Here is a 22791-nt window from a genome sequence, read left to right on the forward strand (position 1 = left end):
TTTTTGTGTTAATACTATGTTAAAAACAAGAAACGTGCCAATAAAAAAAGACAATCCGTTTTGGATTGTCTTTTTTTATCTTTTAGTAAGTTTCTACTACTCTACATTAAATGTAATAGGTAACGTATAACCTACTCTTACTGGTCTACCTCTTTGTCTACCTGGTTTCATTTTAGGTATTTTCTTAGCAACTCTTTCTGCCTCTTTTTTTAATCTTGGATGAGGAGCTCTTGCCGCTACACTAGTAATAGTACCGTCCTTATCAATTTTAAACTGTACATAAATTCTTTTCTTACCTGGAGATAAACCTAATTCATTTGCTAGTTCTGCATTAAAGTTACGTTGAATATGCTTCTGTAACTTTTTATTCAAACATGCTTTCTTTTGAGCTTTTGTTCCACTACAACCAGGAAATACAGGAACTTCCTCAATAATAGCGAATGGTACATCTTCTACCACTTCTTCAACCTCTTCAACCTCTTGAATATCTTCTACCTCTACAGCTTCAGATTCATCAGTTTCAGTTGATTCGATAACTGTTTCTTCAATCTCTTCTTCGTCTTCTACTACTTCAATTTTTTCAGGAGCTGGTGGTGGAGGTGTATTTGGTTTTGGCTTTGGTGGCTCAATTTGAAGCTCAATAGTTTCTTCTTCAATATCAGTAGCCATGTTAGCCATACCTAACTCTCCATACTCTTTATCATATGTCTTATTCTCAATAGCAACATACGTTACAAATAAAGCTAAAACCAAACCTATTTGCATAAATAGTTTACTATAGTTCTCTAAGTTTGATTTTGGATTTTTCTTGATTTCCATCCTAAATGTTTTTAATAGTTCGCTAATTTAATTAATTTATTTCAACTTTTACAAGCTTAATCTTTAAATAGCTTTATTTTTCTTAAAAAAAAGTTATAAACTATGAAAGCTATTAAAATACCCGTCGTGTTTGCCATTATATCTAAAACCTCTCCTGATCTATATGACGTTGTTGTAACTTGTAGAACCTCAATAATTATGCCGTAAAAAAAACAACAAAAAACAGTAATATATTTATTAATTTTTGTTGTTTTTAAAGCTAACAACCATACCAAACTTAACACGAAATAAGCAAAGGTATGTTCTAGCTTATCTATATGGTTAATTTGTATAGGAGCTTTTTCTATTTTTACTAAACTAATAATAGCAATACTTAAAGTTATTAGTATTGCTATTATGGTTAGTTTATCCTTTAATAAGTTCTTGATATGCTTCAGCACTTAATAAATCTGCTACTTGTGAATCGTCAGATAATTTTACTTTTATCATCCACCCGTTTCCATAAGGGTCAGAGTTTACTAATTCTGGTTCATCTTCTAAAGCTTCATTAAACTCTACTACTTCTCCTGATAAAGGCATAAAAAGGTCTGAAACTGTTTTTACTGCTTCTACAGAACCGAAAACTTCTTCAGCATCTAATTCCTCATCTAATGTATCTACGTCAACGTATACGATATCTCCTAACTCTCCTTGTGCAAAATCAGTAATACCAATAGTTGCTACACCATTTTCTACTTTAACCCACTCGTGGTCTTTGGTGTACTTTAATTCTGATGGAATGTTCATTGTAATGATTTTTTATTGTGTTTGTTTTAATTTCCTAAGTTGTATACTAAATTAATTCCTGCATTAATAGATTGTCTTGGAAAAGTGGTAGAAACTGCATATTCAAATGTTTGGTGATTGTAATAAAAAGATGCTGTTAAATTGCTGCTTAAATTATAGTCGGCAATAAATTTTAATCCAAATAATTTCTCCCCTCCTGTAATCTGACTATTTTCTTCATCTACACTTCTTATCAATGTTAAGTTATCTCTTAACGATATATCAGCTCTTAAATTTATATCTCCTTTTAAAGTTTCTTTTTTTCCTGTAAATCTAGTGACAAATTTAACATCTCTTATCTTGTATCCAAACCCTAAAACATATTCTGTTCCTTTAACATCTGTTAAAGTATTATTATTAAAGTTTAATGTTAAAGATCTGTCTCTTCTTATCTCTCCTTTGAATGAAACTGAATTCTTCATTCTAAAATCTACTTTTATTAATGGTGAAAACTCATCAATTAAAGTTGCGGACGAAATTAAGAGTTCTGGTTGATAATTACCAGAAGTATTTGTATTTGTTTCTCTATTATTTGAATCATACTGTAAATTATTAGAATAGTTACCTATTGTATACGATGATTTGTAACCATGTGATAGAGTAAACGAAGAAAAGTTTTTCTTAAACCATTTATATTTCATAAAACCATTATAACGTAATGTCCAGTTAGGAATCGGAATATTTTTAAAGATTCCTGTACTTACCGAATTCGGACTATTACCAGAATATGCAGCAATAAATGCTGGAAGCATTGCTTGCTGTCCGTTTGTTTGATACGCTGCTGTACCTGTATTAGGCAAGCCTGTTTCTGCCGATAGTCTATTTGAAATAGTGCTTCTATAATCTAAGAAGTTTTGATATAATGTTTCATTATCAGTAAAAATAGTTCCTAACATAAAATGGCTAATACTATAATTACCTGTTTCAAAGGGCTTTATATTCGGATCTTGCTCAAAACCTCCACTACCATTTGAAACAACATCTAACTGCTGTGTTAAGTTACTTGTTTGAATTCTGTTCCCTCGTAAATCAATAGTTAAATCTCTAAAAGGTTTTACAGACACATTATAATCTAGTTTTTTATATCTTGTTTTAGAGTAATTCTTACTGTAATACTCATCTCCAGCGTTTCTAGTAATTAACCATCCATTTTCAATTGCTGTATTTAAAATATCTGTTTGACTACCAAATACAAATCCTAAAGTTGGAGCTAAGCCTCCATCAAAACCATTTCTTCCTAAAAATCCAACTGAAGGCTTATATCCTTGTAGTAAAGTTCCATTATTTTGAGAGTAACTAATTTTTGCTCTTTTTACCGATGTTAACACATCATATACTCCCTTTCCTAATTTTTGACCAAAAGTAGCTTTCTTTTTAAGCTTTGGCTTTTGGGCTACTTGATTTCCTCCTAATGTAGCTGTTCCTTTTTGAGTTGGTTGCTTTTTTGTTCCTTTTAACAATAGTTTATCTACACCAACAATTTTATAAAAACGACCGAAATCTATATTTGTGTTTAAGTTATGTGTATTGGCATTCTGAATCATGTTTCCAACTTGCTCAATATAACTTTGTGAACCTGCTTTCCAATCAAAATCAGCTGTATATCCGTAATCTGCATTGATAAAATTCAAGAATGGAAACTTATTTAATGGTAATTTATAAGTTGTATTTAACTTTTGATGGTAATTATCTGGTCTTCCTATACTGAAAAATTGATCGTAAACTTCTAATTGTTCATCTTCTCCGAAACTATCGTATATATAATTGTTTGTCGCATTAAAGTTTAATTGTAATGACTTAGTTAAGTCGAAACCGATTGTATAATCCCAATTAAATAAAAATCTTCTTTGTATGAGTTCTGGTTGAGCAGGTAAAGGATTCACTGGGTCAATAATCAAGTTTCTTGACTGTTGACTATTATAGTTTCTGTTAATTCTTGAGTTTAATGCTATTGTTTTAGGTACTGGGTTAAAGTTTAAATCTTTTATAAATTGTAAGTACCTACTTTTAAATCCTTCTGATTTTTTAAATGGCTCTATACTAAAAGGAACAAAAGTGAAATTATAACTAGCACCAGCCATTACATTTTTGTTTACATAACTTTCAATATTGTAATCTTTATGAAACTCCTCGCTATGTGAATATGAGGCTGAAAAATTCTCTACATCATAAAATTTAGGTTTCTTCTTACTTTCTGGGTTTCTATTCTTTTTTACATTAATGAAACTAATACTTTTCCTTCTTGTATAATCTTGAGCATTTTTACTATTTGGGTTTTTATCAATTGCGTCTTCTAATTCTACATCTTGAAATTGTGGATCGTATTTTGGGTCTCTAAACTCTTCTCCATAACTATAATTCATAGGTACTTGCATGTTCCATTTTTTTGGCATCATTTTACCTAACTGAATATTGGTAGCTACACTATATTGTTTTATTTCTTCAATACTTCTTTGTTGTACACGATCTTCTACATTACCAAAACCTATGGTTGACATTCTTCCAGCTAAAGAGACATCCATTACATCAGCCATATTAGCATCTGCATTTACAACTGCTGCCCATCCTCCTTTGTTATCAAAGCCTACTGCACGTAATTCATTAAACCAAACTTCAACAGTTTTATTATCGCTAACTGTATTTTTAACCCCTAACATCACCGTTCTTACTTGAGCTAAGGTTGGGTTTCCTCTCACAGAAATTTTTAATCCATTAGAGCTTATCGACGAATACACATCAGTAAGATTGCTTCCTGTTGGTCTTTCAATTTTTAGGTTAGCTAACTCTTCTAATGGAATATCTAAATTATTTTCCTGAGGCCAAACATCTAAAGATGAAGCGTTTGATGTAGATATTTTTAATGGCTTTTCTACTTGGTAATAGTTATCGTTTAAATCGGTACCTAAACGTATAATTGCTACCATTTCATCATCATTTGCGCCTGTAACGCTATTTTGATTTTCAGCATGTAAAAACATACGCAGCTTTTTATACCTACGCATATCAATACTAATATTTTTATAAATAGTTCTAACCTCGTCAGCTTCTAAGTCAGTTACCTTTAACGTTACAGATTGCTCGTTTTGACGTTGAATTCTATTGGTTCCTTGCAAACGTTCTCTTTGAATTCCTGGTGGCAGTTTATAACGGTCTTGATTTTGTTCAATGCTAACTACTCCTACTTCAAACTTGTTTAATTTATTTGAATCTAAATCCTCAGGAGGAGTGTTTGTATCTGGTAATGTTTTTGTATAACGTCTCCAATCTCCTCTTACCAATTCTAATTCTCCAAAACGTAATACTACTGGCATTTTGAATTGCGTTAAAAACATTCGTATAAAACGAATGCTATTAAAATCAGTAATTCCATTAATTTTTTGAGCATCGGTAACATTTCTAACAGGTATTCTAAATTGATACCATTTAGTGGTTCTTGTTGCTCCGTTTAAAAGTGTTACATTTTGTGTTTTTACATCAATAATATTATTTTGACCTAATACTAAATCTGTTTTATTTAGAGAAACCTCATACTCAAAATAACTATTCACAGGATTCATTGTTTGATCCTTATTGATGTCTTCTGTATCTGGGTAGGTGGTTGATGATGTTGGATATGATTCGTTTGACTGACTCGCTGTTGGTGAGTTACCTTCTGTACCGTTAAAGTTTTTATATCTGGATAAAACTGATGGATTGGTGTTTTCTATTTCTCCTCCTCTAAAAAACTGGAAATTATCTCCCGCTGGGTCATCTAGTCCAGCAAATGCAGGGAATTTTATTCTTTCTTCTTCATCACTTAAACCGTCTAAACCAATATCTTGATTCGTTCTTGCATCATTACTAGAGTCAAAAGCATATAAAATAGAAGGATTTATAGGGGTATCTCCCCAAATAGAAGTTTGGATATTACCTCCGTCAGCTTTTTGTCCATCGGCAGGGAGCCCATTTTCATATTGCTTTCTTCCATCTTTTAATATATCTTCAGAAACATTACCTAAGTTTATAAATAATTTCCCTACTTGATTTGTTGGGTCATTTGGGTTAATTCCTGCAGGCAAACCTTCTTCAGTTGTAATTGAATAGTTTTCATACGGATCCATTAACCAAAATTGAATATACTCAACATTTGCTTGCTCAAAATTATTCGTGGTTAATGCTCTCATAATACCTCCCCAGCGCTCTTCAGCTGTTACACTGCTTGCATTTTCATTATAGTTATATGGTCCTCTTTCTGCAGGGTAATAAGCTAAATCTAAGGTTCTAACTAAGTTTTGTTGTGTAATATCTAAATCTGTGTTAGGAAATAATTCATTATATCGAATTTGACGTACCTCATCTCTAGACAATTCATTCTCATCAATATTACTTGGTCTGTTTCCACTTCCGTAGAATAGTTGATCAATATTGTACCAAGCTAATTTCCCTCTTTTGTAATTGTATTCTAAACCAAAAGTTCCTCCATCAAAACCTTGAGATTCTGGCGTACTCGCTAAAAACCATTGCTGTGGTGAGTTTAAGTTAATTGGTATTTGTGAAGCTTCAAAATCATCTAAATATGAAGTTGCAGTACCATCTACATTAATTCCACTAGGAGATCCTGGTAACAAATATGCCATGTCAGCTCTAACCGAAACATTTGACGGAGCTTCAGTTTCAACGAAAGGCAATTTGTTTGCTAGTTTTGTTAAATAGGGTACTTCTGAAGAATAGTCTAAGTTCAAACCTAACATAATATTATCTATAGGCTCTCCTCCTAAATTTACCTTAGGTGTAATTGGCTTTTCACTAACATTTAAAAAAGTTCCCCCTAAAATAAAATCTTCAGAAAAACGATGTTCAACATCAATTCCTATAAATGTTTTTCGTTGCTGATTAAAAAATGTATTATTTTCTACAGATGCGTTAATTGGAATTCCTGAAGCTTCTAAACCTGGGTCTAAAATTTGCACACGACCTAATTGATAATCTACCACATAATCTATCCCTTCAACCAATTGTCTTCCTCCAGCTGTAACGCGAACTGACCCTCTTGGAACATTGAAAGCCCCCAAAGAGATCCCTCTACTTGTTTCTGATTTAAAATATCCTTTTAAGAAGAATTTATCTAAGTTCTGATACTCGTTTTTAGCTTGAATTTTAGTAGTTAAATATAATTCTTCGAAACCGTATTTTGTTTGATCTGTTGGATTGGTTAATTTCAGTAATAAATCTTCACCAAATGGTTCTGGCTCAGGAAACAAAATGTATCCTCTTTCAGAATTTACCGTAATTCCTTCTATATAATCAAAAAAACCATCTCCATTTGTAACTGCATATTCACTTTGGTCTAATTTATCTAAATTCAGCAACCTTAATAATGGTTCATTCTTTAACGCTGTATTTGCTGCATTTTGTAAAGTGTTTTGTAAGGTTCCTGTTTCATCATCACGATACAATAACTCAAAACGAAAACCTTCACGTTGTAATGGAAATGCTCCTAAAGCATATACGTTTTTCATCATTAAGCGCCACGTAGGAAAAGGCTCACCGGGACTATTTGCTGTAGCTGTTCCTGGTCGAACTGTATTTAAAATTTCACTACGTAATAATTTTACTGCTAGGTTTGCTGGTGCAACAACTCCATCGTTTGAAAACTCTCCTACTCTAAAAACTGTTTCACTATTAGAGGCTCCTACCACAGTATATTCAAAAGCTACTGCTAAAACTTCTCCGTCATTTAATCGTCTATTTAACGAGATAAACCCTAACTGTGGATGTAGTTTGAATTCATTAGGTTGTAACTTACGAGCATTTTGTAAGTATGTATAGTTAAAGCCTTGTCTCGCTGGAACACCAATACCATTAATTGCAGCATCAATAGTTGCAACATCTCTAATCCCACCTGAATTTGCTGTTAATAAAGAACTTAAATTATTCACTCCATTATAAGGTATAATTTCAGAATTAACTGATATAGCTCCAGGTGTTGTTGTTATTTCAGCTGGATTCACTTCATTTGCATCATCAGATTCTCCTAAATCGGCAAAAGCTACAATACTACGATAATCGGTTACGTTTTGATTTCTATTAGTTACCCAAACCTCAACTCTAGTAATATTTATAGGACTGTTAATTAAAGGATAATTCTCTAAAGCTTCTTTGTAATTTTCTCTAAAATATTGTGATAAAAAGAAATGTCGATCATTATCATAGTCAGATGCTCGTAATTCAAATGGTTCTATGGTTGCTCCACCTTCAGCAACTACTGTTTTAGATTGTGAATTTTGCTGTGAGAATGCAGCTGTAACATATGTTTTACCAAACTGTAATTCTGTTTTTACCCCAAATAACGATTGTGCTCCATTAATAAGTGAGTTTTTAATCGGCATACTAATATTACCCGCCTCGATATTCCTAATAATATCATCTTCGGTTGGAGTATATTCTAATTTAATAATATTTTGAAAATCAAAAGTAGATTGGGTATCATAATTTGCCGTTACCGTTAATCGTTTACCTACTTTTGCTTGTAAACTCGCACTAATTTGTTGATCAAAATCAAATGTAAAGCTGCTTTGATTTTCAACAGAGATTTGAGGGTTTTCATTGTTTTGATATACACCTCCAAGTTTAATATTTATTTGTCCTGTTGGGTTTACCTCAACAGTGTTACCTCCAAAAACAGATTCGAAAAACTTAGAATTTACATAGTATTTAGGTAATAAGTTTTTACGAGCAGCCTCACTGCCCTTCTTTTTAGGATTAGTAGCGTCTACTTTTTCTTTAAAATAATCTTTTAAATCATTTTTTAAGCGGTATTCATTATACTCTTTAGGTGTCATAAAAATAGGGGTACCTACATAGTAATCTCCTATTTTTTCAACAATCATAAACTTATTCAACACCTTATCATAAGTTACTACTTTTTGAGAAGGGTTGTTTAAATAAAGTGTTCCGTTTTGGTTATATTTAAAATTATACTTAAGGGGAATAACAGTATCCTGTTTAGCATTACTTGTCTTATTTTTTTGAGTATTTTGTGAAAACGAAACAACACTTACTAAAATAGCAAGTGCTGTAAGTAGTCTATTAATAACTGCTTTTTCCAACCTTTTTTATAAGTTTTTTAACGCCTGTTTTATAAGTTTTTCAACACTAGCATCAGGTGTTTCTTTTAATATATTCCCTATTACCTTGTCAGCTTGTTTTCGTGCAAACCCAAGAACTTCTAAAGCAGATAACGCTTCTTCTTTATTTGTATTGTTCTGTACCACAGAAACTTCATCTATATCAAAAGTTTTTAAGACTTTGTCTTTTAAATCAACAATAACTCGTTGTGCAGTTTTAGCTCCAATACCTTTAACCGTTTGAATTAATTTTACATCTCCAGAAGCTATTGCCTGTGAAACCTCTTGTGAAGTCATAGAAGACAACATGGTTCGTGCAGTACTTGGTCCTACTCCTGAAACCGAAGTTAGCAACCTAAAAACTTCTCGCTCTGTTTTTGTTGAAAATCCATATAACGTATGAGCATCTTCTCTAATGGATAAGTGTGTATATAACAACACATATTCATCGTTTGGTAATAATGAATATGTGTTTAAAGAAATATGCATTAAATATCCTACTCCATTGCAATCTACAACAGCGTATGTAGGATTTTTTTCCACAAGTTTTCCCCTTATTTGTGTTATCATCTAGCTATTTTTTTCTATTGGTCTAAAATAGAAAAAATTATCTTTTAAAAAAATTTCTCTTATCTTATTGAGAAACTTTGTTTTTTGCTTTCATTTCCTTGTTTTGAGCATCTACAACTGCTACTGCAGCCATATTTACCATTTCATCTACACTTGCCCCCAATTGCAAAATGTGTACTGGCTTACTCATTCCAAGTAAAATTGGCCCTATAGTTTCTACTTCATCAACAGCTTTCATTAACTTATAGGTAATATTAGCCGATTCTAAATTTGGAAAAATTAATACGTTTGCTCTTTTTCCATTTAGTTTAGAGAAAGGAAACTCTTTTGCTAATAGTTCTGGATTTAAAGCAAAATCTGCTTGCAACTCACCATCAACTACAACATTTGGATAATGACGGTGGATGTAAGAAACTGCTTCTCTAATCTTAGTTGAACTTTCAGATTTTGATGATCCAAAATTTGAAAATCCTAACATTGCAACGTTTGGTTTCATCCCAAACATTTTAGCCAACACAGATGTTAACTGTGTAATTTTAGCTAAATCTTTTGCTGTTGGATTGATATTAATTGTGGTATCTGCTAAGAACATAGGCCCTTGCTTCGTTAACATCATATTTGTTGCTGCAACTCTTGTTACTCCATGATCCTTTTCAATCAATTCTAACATAGGTTTCACTACTGAAGGATAAGGTCTTGAATATCCTGTAATCAATGCATCTGCCTCCCCAGAATTCACCATCATTGCTGCAAAATAGTTGCGTTCACGCATCCATTTTTGTGCCTCTAAAAACGTAACTCCTTTACGTTGTCTTGATTTCCAAAATATTTCAGCATATCGGTTTCTTCTTTCTTCTTCCTCATCTGTTTTAGGATCAATAATTGGCACATCAGCATCAAATCCTAACTCAGTTTTCAGTTCTAAAATAATTTCTCTTCTTCCTAATAAAATCGGTTTTCCAATTTTTTCTTCATAAACTCTCTGTGCTGCTTTTAAAACATCTAAATGATCTGCTTCAGCAAACACTAATCTCTTAGGATTCTTTTTAGCTCTGTTGTGTAATAAGCGTACTTCTTTACTTCCTGTTCCTGAACGATCCATCAACTCCTCTCTATACCTATCCCAATCATCGATAGGTTCTTGAGCAACTCCTGAGTCCATCGCTGCTTTTGCTATTGCTGGTGGAATTTCATAAATTAACCTTGGGTCAAATGGTTTGGGTATAATATATTCTTTTCCAAAAGAAAGGCTTACTTCATCATATACAATATTTACCTGTTCTGGCACTGATTGTTTTGCTAAATCTGCTAATGCATGTACAGCAGCCATCTTCATTTCTTCGTTAATTTTTTTTGCGCGTACATCTAATGCTCCACGGAAAATAAAAGGAAAACCTAATACATTGTTCACCTGATTAGGGTGATCTGACCTTCCTGTTGCCATGATAATATCGTCTCTTGTCGCTATAGCTAAATCGTACTCAATTTCTGGTTCTGGATTTGCCATTGCAAAAACAATTGGGTTTTTCGCCATTGACAAAAGCATTTCAGGAGATACCACATTTCCTTTTGACAAACCAATAAACACGTCGGCATTTAACATTGCTTCCTCTAAAGTATTTACATCTTGATCTGTAGCAAATTCCGCTTTTTGTGATGTTAGATTATCTCTATCTTTTCTGATAACCCCTTTACTATCACACATAATTACGTTTTCACGACTCGCACCTAAAGCTAGATACAAACGCGTGCATGATATTGCTGCGGCTCCGGCTCCGTTCACAACAATTTTTACATCCTTAATATCCTTTTCATTAATCTCTAATGCATTTTTTAAGGCTGCGGCTGAAATAATTGCTGTACCGTGCTGATCATCGTGCATTACAGGAATATCCAACTCCTCTTTTAATCTTCTTTCAATTTCAAAAGCTTCAGGAGCTTTAATATCTTCTAAATTAATTCCTCCAAAAGTAGGAGCTATAGCTTTTACTGTTTCAACAAATTTATCAACATCAGTAGCATCTACTTCAATATCAAAAACATCAATATCAGCAAAAATTTTAAAAAGTAACCCTTTTCCTTCCATTACTGGCTTGGATGCTTCAGGACCAATATTACCTAACCCTAAAACTGCTGTTCCGTTTGAAATAACAGCCACTAAATTGCTCTTTGAAGTATATTTATAAACGTTGTTTTTATCTTTCGCTATTTCTAAACAAGGTTCAGCAACACCTGGTGAATACGCTAATGATAAATCGTGTTGTGTTGCGTATTTTTTGGTAGGTACTACTGCTATTTTTCCTGGCTTCGGTTTGGCATGATAAAGTAAAGCTTCATGCCTTTTTCTAGAATCTCTCATAGGTTCGTTCTTGTTTGTTTGAACTTACAAATATACATTTTGTTTGTTAAGTAAAAGTAACTTGCTTACCTATAAAAGTTATATTATCTCATTAAACTCCTTTGGCTATTAACCCTAACTTTTGAGAATTATAAACATCATGAATAAAATTATTAAAAAATAATTAACAACCTGATAAAAGTCATATTTAGTCTTTCTTTTTCTTCTCAAATTTGCCCTAACCTTAAACCAATAGAAATGGAAACTACACAAAGACACATTATTAACGAAGAAGTACAATGGGATAAAACAAAAACCATTGTAAGCAAAACTGATGTTTACGGAACTATTTTATATGCTAACGATGTTTTTTCTAACACCTGTGAATACAGTACGATTGAGTTAGTTGGCGAACCTCATAATATTATCCGTCACCCAGATATGCCCAAGGTAGCTTTTAAAGTTTTATGGGACGCTCTTAAGAAAGGTGAAAACTTTCATGCAATTGTTAAAAACCTAACAAGAACCGGCAGATATTACTGGGTTATTACTGACTTTACCATTGATAAAGATGAAGAGGGTAAAATTGTAGGGTATACCGCTAGAAGGAAAGCCGTTCCTGATGGAGTTGTAAAAAAAATTGAACCTATATATAAAACACTTTTAGACATTGAAAAACTTAAAGGTGAAAAAGCTAGTGAAATGTATTTTGATGCCTACTTAAAAGAAGAAGTTGGTAAAACATATAATGAATTCGTAGTTGATTTGTTTAACGAAGAGCTTTCTAAAGAAGAAGCTGAAAAAATTAAGAATGAAACAAACCCTTTAAAGAAAGGATTAAATTGGTTTTTCTTTGGAGAAACAAACCCAACATAAATTTACTACCCCTAAATAATCCCTCTTAAAATGTTTTTTAAAAGGATTGAAACAATTGTTTCAATCCTTTTTTTTTCACATTTACTCCTTATTGTTAGTTAATAATACAATTCTATTATCAAAAAATAAAAAACTAACATAATTCTATTATTATATAACTAATATTTTAGACCAAATAAAAATTACATTCTCTTACCGTAACTAAAAATCCTTTCAAAGCAAACTCCTACTTCAAAAACCTTATATTTGTTGATTATTTTTTGAGTAAACCACCCCGAATAACTATTAAAACAAAAAAAATGCACACAAACAATTCTCTTAGACCTTCTAAAGTTATAGATGAGGAAATAAAATGGGACAAATCAAAAACAATTATTAGTAAAACAGATCCCGCAGGGACTATTTTATATATGAATGACACCTTTGAAGAGGCTTCGGAGTATAATAAAGTAGAACTCATTGGAGAACCTCATAACGTTATTAGGCATCCTGACATGCCTAAGGTAGTCTTTAAAATTTTATGGGATAACCTAAAGCAAGGAAATAATTTCCATGCTATTGTTAAAAACTTAACAAGAACAGGTAGGTACTACTGGGTTATTACTGATTTTGATGTAGAAAAAGATGATAACGGAAAAATCACTGGATATACTGGAAGGAGAAAATCTTTACCTGAAAACGTTATAAAAAAAATTGAACCTTTATACAAAACGCTATTAGAAATTGAAAAAGTTAAAGGTGAAAAAGCAAGTGAATTATATTTTAATTCTTTCTTACAAGAAGAGGTTAACGCATCTTATGAAGATTTTGTTGTAAAATTATTTGAAGGAGAAACTGTCAACGCAAAAGAAACAGAAAAACAAACTCCTGTAAAAGAAAGTGGAATGCTAAAAAAAGGACTTAATTGGTTTTTCTTTGGAGAGACGAATCCTAAATAATCTTTAAAACATAAATAAAACCGCTTTTCTAAGCGGTTTTATTATTTTATAAAGTCAATATTTCTTAATAACCCTGAAAACTTAGTACGCTTTACTGCCGATTTTTTAAACACTTTACTAAAGGTTTCTTGTGTTAACTCTTGCCAATCACGTTTTGTCATTTGCAGTAAGTTTTCTTGAGGCGTAAATAGACTTTCTTCGTGCGGTTGTGAAAAACGATTCCATGGGCATACATCTTGGCACACATCGCAACCAAACATCCAATCTTGCATTTCTCCTTTAAATCCTGACGGAATTGCATCCTTTAGCTCAATTGTTAAATATGAAATACATTTACTTCCATCAACTGTATTATTAGGCAAAATAGCTTGAGTTGGGCATGCATCAACACAACGAGTACAACTACCACAATGATCTGTTTTAAAAGGGTCGTCGTATTCGAGTTCTAAATCAATAATTAATTCCGCTAAAAAGAAAAACGACCCTTGTTGTTTTTGAATTAACAACGAGTGTTTCCCGTTCCAACCCAACCCTGATTTTTTTGCCCAAGCTCGTTCTAACACAGGAGCAGAATCAACAAAACAACGACCAGAAACTTCTCCTATTTCATCATTAATCAACTGTAATAATTCTCGTAATTTATCTTTGATAATGTGATGATAGTCTTGTCCGTAAGCATATTTAGAAATCTTATAACTCCCTTCTTGCTGAACTTCCGAAGGAAAATAGTTGTACGACAAGGAAATTACTGATTTTGCACCATCTACCAGCAGTCGTGGATCTAAACGTTTATCAAAGTGATTTTCCATATAATGCATTTCACCGTGATATCCATTTTGCAACCATTGCTCTAAACGAGGTGCTTCTTCTTCTAAAAAATCAGCTTTTGCAATACCACAACCTAAAAAACCCAAGCGTTTTGCTTGTGCTTTTATAAAATTTGAGTATTGCTGTTTCTTATTCAAAATACATGGTTTTATCGCCACAAAATTACCAAAAGAAAAATTATAATTTTATTCACTTTCTATTTACAAATAAATGTTGAAATTTGTTCGTTAGTATTACATGACAAACTTTATTCATAATGAAAAAGATATATAAAATAGTATTAGGTATTATAGTTTTTTTCTTCATCCTTTTGGTTAGTATTCCCCTACTATTTCAAGATAAAGTGATGAACTTGGTAAAAACTACTATTAACAACAACGTAAACGCCAAAGTTGATTTTAGCGATTCTAGCTTAAGCCTACTTAGAAATTTCCCAAATGCATCAGTTCAATTATCTAACCTAACAGTTATTAACAACACTCCTTTTGAAGGTGATACTTTAGTATATGCTAAAGAAGTAAACTTAGCATTAAAACTTACAGAACTTTTTAAAGCTTCATCTGAGCAGCTAAACATTAAATCATTTACTATTGATGATGCTCTAGTAAACGTATTGGTTGATAAAAAAGGAAATGCTAACTACGATATTGCAAAACCTTCTGAGACAGAAGAGACAAAAGATGAAGAACCATCTACTTTTGGACTGTCTATTAATTCATATGCTATTAATAATGCTACGATAAAATACAATGACGAGCAAGGTAAACTAAACCTTGAACTAACCGAGTTAAATCATAGTGGAAGTGGTGACTTTTCTCAATCAAACACAGAACTAGATACCCAAACATCTACTTTAGTATCTTTTGGAATGGACGGTAATTCATATGCCAAGAACCAAAAAATAGAATTAGATGCTATTTTAGGAATGGATTTAACTAATATGAAGTTTTCTTTCTTAAAAAATGAAGCTAAACTAAATAGTCTTCCATTGGTTTTTGACGGTTTTGTTCAAGTTAACGATAAAAACCAAGAGGTTGATATCAACTTCAAAACTCCGTCTTCTGACTTTAAAAACTTTTTAGGTTTAATTCCAGAAGCCTATACCAAAAGTATTGCTGGCGTAAGCACTACGGGTAACTTTAGTGTAAATGGAAAGGTAAACGGAATTATTGACGATAAACATATTCCGAAGTTAGATATATCTATGAAGTCAAATAATGCTTCATTTAAATATCCTGATTTGCCTAAAAGTGTTCAAAACATTAATATTGATGCGCAAATAAAAAACACTACTGGTAAAACCGAAAATACGTTTGTTACTATTAATGGTCTTTCTTTTAAGATTGATCAGGATACTTTTTCTGGAAAAGGAAATATTTATAATCTAACTACCAATCCAAAGATAAATGCTAGTTTAAAAGGTGTTTTAAACCTTGCTAATATTAATAAAGCATATCCTATTGATTTAGAAAATGATTTGAGCGGAATTTTAAAGGCTGATTTGCATACGGAGTTCGACATGAAAGCGATTGAAAACAACACTTTAAGTCGTATTAAAAATAATGGAAAAATGGAGGTGAGCGACTTTATTTTTTCTTCAAAAGATGTTGTAAATCCACTTCATATTAAAAATACAGTGGTTAATTTTACACCTGGTACCATTACCTTAAGTAAGTTTGATGCTACCTCAGGAAAAAGTGATTTAAATGCTACAGGAACAATTAAAAACCTGTTAGGCTTTTTACTTTCTGACAAAAAACTACAAGGAAACTTCAAGCTAAACTCAAACAATTTTTATGTTAGCGATTTTATGCAAGAAAGCCCTGAAGCTATTGAAAAAAAAGAGGAAACATCTAAAAAAGACACACCTAAAGAGTCTTTAAAAATTCCTGCATTTTTAGACTGTGCCGTTTCTGCAAACGCTCAAACTGTATATTACGATAATTTGACTTTGAAAAATGTAAGAGGAACATTGCTTTTAAAAGACGAAAAAGCCATTTTACAAAACATGAATGCCGGTATTTTTAATGGTCAAATTGCTTTAAACGGAGAAGTTAACACAAAGCAAAAGAAACCTACATTCGATATGAAGTTAGGCATCAAATCTTTTGACATTGCTCAATCATTTACTAGCTTAGACTTATTACAATCATTAAGCCCTATTGCCGGAGCTATGAATGGTAAATTAAATTCTGACATTGATTTAATGGGAAGTTTGAATGACGATTTTACTCCAAACCTTACCTCAATTTCTGGTAATGCTTTAGCTGAACTATTGACAACTAGCATTAATCCTGAAAAAACAAAAGCACTTAGTTTATTAAACAATAAATTGTCTTTTATTGATTTAAAAAAACTAGATTTATCTGATATTAAGACATATTTATCTTTTAAAGAAGGTAATGTAATTGTAAAACCATTTGATTTAAAGTATAAAGATATTGGTATTACTGTAGGAGGTAACCATGGATTTGATAAAACAATGAACTACAACGTTACACTTAATGTTCCTGCTAAATATTTAGGTAATGAAGCACAAGGATTACTTGCAAAATTAAGCGCGAAAGAACAACAAAACATAACAGTTCCTATTACTGCTAATATTACAGGTAACATGACAAGTCCTTCTGTAAAAACAGATTTATCTTCATCGGTTACTAAGTTAAGTCAGAAGTTGGTTCAGCAGCAAAAAGACAAGTTAGTAAACAACGCTATAGGTGGTTTATTCGGAAACAAAAAGAAAGATAGCACTAGTACAACCAACAAAAAAGAAGAAACCGTTAAAAAAGTAACAGATGTTTTAGGTGGTTTGTTCGGAAAGAAGAAGAAAAAACAAAAAGATACTGTTAAGTAATCTTTTGTAACATTATTTCTTTTTCATAGTCTTACATTATATATTAAGAGAACTTTGTAAGTTATTTAACACTTCTTAAATACAATTTACAAAGTTCTTCTTTTATGTTTGTCACCAACAACTAACTGACTATGAAAACCATAACTACATTTTTATTTTTAGCATTCTCTTCAATTGTTTTTTCTCAAATTACAGGAAAGGTTACCGATATTAAAAACCAACCTATCTCTTTTGTAAGTGTATATTTAGAAAATACTATTACAGGTGCTACAACCAACACAAACGGCAACTATGAATTAGCTTTTAACTCAACAGGACAGCACACTCTAGTATTTCAAATGTTAGGTTATAAAACTGTTAAAAAAACAGTTGAAATTAACTCTTTTCCTTTTATCTTAAATATTGTTTTAGCTGAAGAAGAAGTTTCCTTAGATGAAGTCTTAGTATCTTCTAAAGAAAACCCTGCTAACAAAATTATTAGAAATGCTATTGCTAGTAAAGCAAAAAATACTGATAAATTTGCTGAGTATACTGCCGATTTTTATTCTCGTGGTTTATTTAAAGTAAAAGATTTACCGAAGAAGTTTTTAGGACAAGATATTGGTGACATGGGTGGTGGATTGGATTCTACTAGAACAGGCATCGTTTACCTGTCTGAAACCGTATCTAAAATCTCATTTCAAAAAAGACCTAAAAACTTTAAAGAACATATTATAGCTTCAAAAGTTAGTGGACAAGACAACGGAATTAGTTTTAATCAAGCAGAAGAAGTAAATTTTAACTTCTATGAAAATTCTTTTGATTTAGCTGATGTTAAAGTTATTTCTCCTATTGCTAATGGTGCTTTTGGATACTACAACTATAAACTCACTGGTGTTTTTTATGATAAAAACGGAAAACTCATTAACAAAATTCAACTTTTACCAAAACGTAAAAACGATCGTGTTTTTAGTGGCTTCATCTATATAGTTGAAGATGATTGGGCTATTTATGGTGCCGATGTTATTGTCACTGGTGCACAAATAAGCCTACCAATTGTAGATTCACTACACATTAAACAAAACTATAATTTCTCTACTAAAAACAAAGCTTGGGTACCTGTTACTCAAACTATAGATTTTAAAGCTGGTTTATTTGGATTTCATTTTAATGGACGTTTTTCTGCTGCTTATTCTAACTATAATTTCAACCCTAACTTTACCGAAGATACTTTTGGTAACGAAGTACTTTCGTTTGCTGAAAATGCTACAGAAAAAGATTCGGTATATTGGAATGAAATTCGTCCCGTGACTTTAACTTCTGAAGAAATATCAGATTACAAATTAAAAGACAGCATAAAAACTATTCGAAAATCGAAGAAATATTTAGACTCTATAGACACTAAAAATAATAAGTTTAAACCGTTAGATATTCTTTCTGGGTACACTTACCGAGATTCTTACAACAAGTGGTCGTTAAGCACTTCTTCCCCCATTGAAAGCCTTAACTTTAATACGGTGCAAGGGTGGAATTCTTCTTTAGGTGTTAACTATCGAAAATCACTTAACAAAAAAGGAAAACGTTTTAGTATTGGGGCTAATGTTAATTATGGTTTTTCAGAGAAAAAAGTGCGTCCTACAGCCAACTTCAACTATCGTTGGAATAACACTACACGACCTATTTTAACAATTTCTGGAGGAGTTGCCACACCACAATTCAACTCTAAACAACCCATTTCTAAATTTTGGAACACAATAAGTTCTATTGGTTTTGAACGAAACTATTTAAAAATTTATGAAAAAACATTTGCTAAAGGAATCTTTTCACAAGAAGTAACTAACGGAATACGCATGTTCTCTTCTTTAGAATTTGCAGACAGAAAGCCACTATTTAATACAACCGATTATGTAATGTTTCCGCAAGACGATGTAGACTACACTTCTAATAATCCGCAAGATCCTACTGATTTCTCAACAGGTTTTACACCGCATCAAATGTGGACTTTTTCTTTAGGAGCAAATATTAGTTTTGGTCAAAAGTACTTATCATATCCTGGTGGAAAATATAATATCCCAAGTCGTAAGTATCCATCGCTATATATTGGTTATCAAAAAAACTTTGGGTCAGGAAACTCTGAATGGAACTCTGATGTGGTTTTTTCTCAATTGTATCAACAAATAAATTTAAGTAATTGGGGTGAGTTTGCTTACAAAGCAAAAGGAGGTGTGTTTTTAGAGAAAAAAGATATTCCGTTTATAGATTATGCTCATTTTAACGGAAATCGCTTGTTAATAGCTCCAAAAGACAACTATTTGAACAACTTTTATATGCTTCCGTATTATAAGTTAAGCTCTAATGATAAATATGCTGAACTTCATGGTGAATATAACTTTAAAGGAGCATTATTAAGCAAAGTTCCTTTGTTAAATAAACTTAACTTTCATTTAGTTACTGGTGCAAAAGGATTATTTACAGCGGGTAACAAACCTTATTCTGAGTTTGCTATTGGTTTAGATAATGTTGGTATTGGAAAATGGCGCTTTTTACGTGTAGATTTTGCTCGCTCTTACTTTAATGGAAAATCTGAAAATAGAGTTGTTTTCGGGATAAAATTGTAGATTTGTTATATGAAAATAACTCTACTATTTTTCGGTATGTCAACAGATTTAGTTGATAATTCTTCATTAGAAATTGAACTACCTAACAAAATTACGGTTGCTAGTTTTAAAAAATTTCTTATGGCAGAATTCCCTGAACTACAAAAAATGAGTTCGTATGCGGTAGCTATTAACGAAAGTTACGCTACTGACAACATACTAATAAAAGAGAATGATGTAATCGCTATTATTCCTCCAGTAAGTGGAGGATAATTATTTTCTTCCTAATAAAAGAAACTATTAAGCCTTAACCTTTTTTAAGTATTTTCCAACGAAAAATGTTCCGAAAGGTAGAATAGACAGTAAACAAACGATTCCGAAAGTTTTACCATTCCAATTTAGCTCGTACTTTAACATAATAGCTAATACAATATAGCCAACAAATAGTAATCCATGAGGCATACCAAGCATTTTAACATACTCTGGATTTCCTTGTAAATATTTAATTGGCACAGCAATAAAAAGTAATAAAATATAAGATATCCCTTCTAATAAACTTACTAATCTGAAAAAATTAATCATTTGGATTTTCACTTAAAAATTGGTTAGCAAAGATACTGAAATATTACGTCCTGCAGCTGAAACCCCTGAAGCAAATTCTTTATAATGTTCATCAAACAAATTAGACAATTGCGCTTGCAAAGCAATGTTTTTTGTGAACTGATATTTCCCATACAACCCAACAGTCATCCAACTAGGGCTTCCGTAGTATTTATCAATATCCTCAGTCGCATCTGCATTTACAATTGGTGTTTGTTCATGGTTATCAATACCCTCAGTTATATTATAATCTGAAATATCTTTTTTTGCATTAAAAACTAAGTTGGCTCCACCTTCTAACTTCTTGCTTACATAACTTACATCAAAACGACCAAATAATGGAGGAATAGACGACATTGGCTCGTTGGTATCATAAGTTTTTCCATACGTATAAGTAACAAATCCTGAAGTATTCCAATTTCTATGTAACTTTCCTTGATAACTAACTGTAGCACCCGTAACATAAGCTGTTCCTTTATTAACATTAGCTACAATAGCTCCGTCTTCTTCGTCATACTCAATAGTTGAACTTCCATTTAGTTCAAAATTTTCTCTATAAATGTAATTATTCAACAAAGTGTAATACACATTTGCCCCAACCCTAAATTTTCTATTGTTAAAATATTTTTGAGCTCCAATTTCAGCATTGTATGCATGTTCTGGTTTTAAACTTGTATTCGGTATAGTTACCTTACCGTTCTTCTCTCTTATTTTTCCTACATCATCAATATTTGGTGATCTAAATCCAGAGGATAACACCGTGTTTAATTGCCAAGTTTTATTTGGCTTATATACATACCCTATCGTTGCTGTTAGCGATTGATTATCTAGCCTTATATCATTTTGAGGAATATCTATAAACGTTTCATCTAACCATTTTGCTTTCAATATTGTATTAGTGCCTCTAATTCCTGTATTTAATGTTGATTTATCATTGATATCTTGACGATAATCTACATAAAAAGCTGAACTTAAGTAACTGCTTCCTCCATCAGGATATCGAGATTGTACAGTAAAGTCATTATCAAAACCAACAATTTTATTACCATTAACACGTAATGTTTTTCCGTAAGAGTTTGATGCTACATCATTGTAAGTAACTTCTACTCCATACCCTAAATTCCTTCTTTTAGCTAAGGGTATTGTAAAGTCTCCATTTAAACTAAAAACATCAACTTTTTCTTCTCTGTAAGACCTATCTAAGCTTCCAAACTTTCTTTGTATGCGACTTTCTTTTATATTTTGGTATGCTAAAGTAATAGTTCCATTATCCATCCATTTTTTCTTAGGATTTATAATTAACTGTGGAGATACTAACAAACGTTCTTGTGGACCATAATACCATTCAGCAAACTTTAAATTTCCATTTTTTAACTCTGTTAACTTATCAAAACGAGGAATGTTTGAAGAGGTTGAATACTGTAAGTTTAGTTTAAAGTCTGTGTTTTTTGAAAAAGGAACATAAAACTTTTGTAATACATCTGTTTGACTATAGCCTGTATTTCTTTGTAAGTTTTGATTAGAATTAACAACCGGTGTCTCGTTATAAAAAGTATTAGTATTGTTAGAGTAAAAAGGCAATTTACCCCAATTTTCAAAACCATGAGAACGGTTTTCTCCCATCTTTAAATCTCCAAAATTACTATGAGCTACACTTGTAAAAGACGCCCATTTTTTAAATCTTAATTCAGCAGAAGCTACATTAGTTATTTCATTGTTTGCTGAACTATATCTTAAAAATGTATTTCCTTTAATTTCACTTCCTTTTTCTGATAACTTCGGGGTTTTAGTATAGTAGTGAATTACACCACCTAATGCATCTGAACCATAAATTACTGATGACGGACCAAAAACAACCTCTGTTCTATCTAATAAGTTTGGAGCTACTGTAATTGAGTTTTGTAAGTGTCCTTTTCTATAAATTGCATTATTCATACGAACACCGTCAACCACCAAAAGAACTCGATTACTTTCCATTCCACGTAAAACAGGACTCCCTCCTCCAAATTGTGATTTTTGAACTTTAATTCCAGGTACACTCGCTAATAAATCTGCTGAAGTCTGTGGAGATAGTTTTTCTATTTCTTTTGAAGACACCATTGCTATTTGCTCTGCTATACGGTTGGTTTTTTCTCTGTTCTTAAAAACAGAAACAACTACCTCATCTAACTGTTCTGAGTTTTTTGATAAATATACGTGGTAATTATTCTTTTTTATTACAGATATTTTTTCTTGGTACCCTGCATAAGATACATGAGCAAACGTAAGCAATTCATTTTTTTTAAAATTAGAAACATCAATTTTACCTAATTCATTACTTATTGCAGATGTTGTTTTGTTTTTATTAAAAACTGCCACAGCTTCTACAGGTTTTCCTGTTTCAGCATCAATTACAGTAATAGTTTGAGAAAAGATTGTAACAGTTAAAAGTAAAAAAAATACAGTAATTATGTTTTTCATA

14 protein-coding genes are annotated in these 22791 nt (G+C 31.8%); 5 read left to right on the forward strand and 9 right to left on the reverse strand.

Annotated features, from left to right (window positions below; genetic code table 11):
• Positions 1 to 96: 96 nt before the first annotated feature.
• From MHM83_RS01630 to MHM83_RS01655, 6 genes are all read right to left on the reverse strand, one after another.
• A complete protein-coding gene (locus tag MHM83_RS01630; RefSeq protein WP_047787899.1) occupies positions 97 to 819 on the reverse strand; it encodes an energy transducer TonB in 723 nt (240 codons plus the stop codon).
• A gap of 56 nt (positions 820 to 875) precedes the next feature.
• Positions 876 to 1259 carry a VanZ family protein gene (locus MHM83_RS16145; RefSeq protein ID WP_082118582.1) on the reverse strand — a complete coding sequence of 128 codons (384 nt, stop codon included), beginning with the start codon at positions 1257 to 1259 and terminating at the stop codon, positions 876 to 878.
• A complete protein-coding gene (gcvH, locus tag MHM83_RS01640) occupies positions 1225 to 1605 on the reverse strand; it encodes a glycine cleavage system protein GcvH (RefSeq protein WP_047787900.1) in 381 nt (126 codons plus the stop codon). The genes MHM83_RS16145 and gcvH overlap by 35 nt, the downstream gene beginning before the upstream one ends.
• A 26-nt stretch (positions 1606 to 1631) precedes the next feature.
• On the reverse strand, positions 1632 to 8732 hold the full coding sequence (gene sprA / locus MHM83_RS01645) for a T9SS outer membrane translocon Sov/SprA (RefSeq protein WP_239178213.1): 7101 nt from the start codon (positions 8730 to 8732) through the stop codon (positions 1632 to 1634).
• Positions 8733 to 8738: 6 nt separating this feature from the next.
• Positions 8739 to 9320 (reverse strand): Holliday junction branch migration protein RuvA, encoded by a 582-nt coding sequence (gene ruvA / locus MHM83_RS01650; protein ID WP_047787902.1) that lies wholly within the window; start codon positions 9318 to 9320, stop codon positions 8739 to 8741.
• A 64-nt stretch (positions 9321 to 9384) separates the two neighbouring features.
• A complete protein-coding gene (locus tag MHM83_RS01655; RefSeq protein WP_047787903.1) occupies positions 9385 to 11679 on the reverse strand; it encodes an NADP-dependent malic enzyme in 2295 nt (764 codons plus the stop codon).
• Positions 11680 to 11916: 237 nt separating this feature from the next.
• Between MHM83_RS01655 and MHM83_RS01660 the strand changes: the two genes are divergently transcribed.
• Positions 11917 to 12534: a PAS domain-containing protein gene (locus tag MHM83_RS01660; protein WP_047787904.1), complete on the forward strand. Its 618-nt coding sequence runs from the start codon at positions 11917 to 11919 to the stop codon at positions 12532 to 12534.
• 299 nt (positions 12535 to 12833) lie between these two features.
• Positions 12834 to 13472, forward strand: a complete 639-nt coding sequence (locus tag MHM83_RS01665; protein ID WP_047788346.1) for a PAS domain-containing protein — start codon at positions 12834 to 12836, stop codon at positions 13470 to 13472.
• Between the two features lie 41 nt (positions 13473 to 13513).
• Here the strand turns inward: MHM83_RS01665 and queG are convergent, their stop codons facing one another.
• A complete protein-coding gene (queG, locus tag MHM83_RS01670; protein ID WP_239178214.1) occupies positions 13514 to 14437 on the reverse strand; it encodes a tRNA epoxyqueuosine(34) reductase QueG in 924 nt (307 codons plus the stop codon).
• Between the two features lie 119 nt (positions 14438 to 14556).
• Between queG and MHM83_RS01675 the strand changes: the two genes are divergently transcribed.
• From MHM83_RS01675 to MHM83_RS01685, 3 genes are all read left to right on the forward strand, one after another.
• Complete coding sequence (locus tag MHM83_RS01675; RefSeq protein WP_239178215.1) at positions 14557 to 17154, forward strand: AsmA-like C-terminal region-containing protein; 2598 nt, start codon at positions 14557 to 14559, stop codon at positions 17152 to 17154.
• A 131-nt stretch (positions 17155 to 17285) separates the two neighbouring features.
• A complete protein-coding gene (locus MHM83_RS01680) occupies positions 17286 to 19751 on the forward strand; it encodes a DUF5686 and carboxypeptidase regulatory-like domain-containing protein (RefSeq protein ID WP_239178216.1) in 2466 nt (821 codons plus the stop codon).
• Between the two features lie 36 nt (positions 19752 to 19787).
• Entirely contained in the window at positions 19788 to 20003 is a 216-nt protein-coding gene (locus MHM83_RS01685; RefSeq protein ID WP_239178217.1) for a MoaD/ThiS family protein, read from the forward strand.
• A gap of 27 nt (positions 20004 to 20030) precedes the next feature.
• Here the strand turns inward: MHM83_RS01685 and MHM83_RS01690 are convergent, their stop codons facing one another.
• Both MHM83_RS01690 and MHM83_RS01695 read right to left on the reverse strand, forming a co-directional pair.
• Positions 20031 to 20312, reverse strand: a complete 282-nt coding sequence (locus MHM83_RS01690) for a DUF3817 domain-containing protein (protein ID WP_047787909.1) — start codon at positions 20310 to 20312, stop codon at positions 20031 to 20033.
• 12 nt (positions 20313 to 20324) lie between these two features.
• Positions 20325 to 22790, reverse strand: coding sequence for a TonB-dependent receptor (locus MHM83_RS01695; protein WP_239178218.1), 2466 nt, complete (start codon positions 22788 to 22790; stop codon positions 20325 to 20327).
• Position 22791 lies beyond the last annotated feature (1 nt).

This window comes from Tenacibaculum sp. Mcav3-52 (assembly GCF_022347665.1).
In the GTDB taxonomy this organism is placed as follows: domain Bacteria; phylum Bacteroidota; class Bacteroidia; order Flavobacteriales; family Flavobacteriaceae; genus Polaribacter; species Polaribacter mesophilus.

Coding starts and splice junctions, on each gene's coding strand:
- gcvH (WP_047787900.1), bottom strand. CDS start 1,605: ATGAACATTCCATCAGAATTAAAGTACACCAAAGACCACGAGTGGGTT.
- MHM83_RS01695 (WP_239178218.1), bottom strand. CDS start 22,790: ATGAAAAACATAATTACTGTATTTTTTTTACTTTTAACTGTTACAATC.
- MHM83_RS01660 (WP_047787904.1), top strand. CDS start 11,917: ATGGAAACTACACAAAGACACATTATTAACGAAGAAGTACAATGGGAT.
- MHM83_RS01630 (WP_047787899.1), bottom strand. CDS start 819: ATGGAAATCAAGAAAAATCCAAAATCAAACTTAGAGAACTATAGTAAA.
- MHM83_RS01680 (WP_239178216.1), top strand. CDS start 17,286: ATGAAAACCATAACTACATTTTTATTTTTAGCATTCTCTTCAATTGTT.
- MHM83_RS01685 (WP_239178217.1), top strand. CDS start 19,788: ATGTCAACAGATTTAGTTGATAATTCTTCATTAGAAATTGAACTACCT.
- MHM83_RS01665 (WP_047788346.1), top strand. CDS start 12,834: ATGCACACAAACAATTCTCTTAGACCTTCTAAAGTTATAGATGAGGAA.
- MHM83_RS01690 (WP_047787909.1), bottom strand. CDS start 20,312: ATGATTAATTTTTTCAGATTAGTAAGTTTATTAGAAGGGATATCTTAT.
- MHM83_RS01675 (WP_239178215.1), top strand. CDS start 14,557: ATGAAAAAGATATATAAAATAGTATTAGGTATTATAGTTTTTTTCTTC.
- ruvA (WP_047787902.1), bottom strand. CDS start 9,320: ATGATAACACAAATAAGGGGAAAACTTGTGGAAAAAAATCCTACATAC.
- MHM83_RS01655 (WP_047787903.1), bottom strand. CDS start 11,679: ATGAGAGATTCTAGAAAAAGGCATGAAGCTTTACTTTATCATGCCAAA.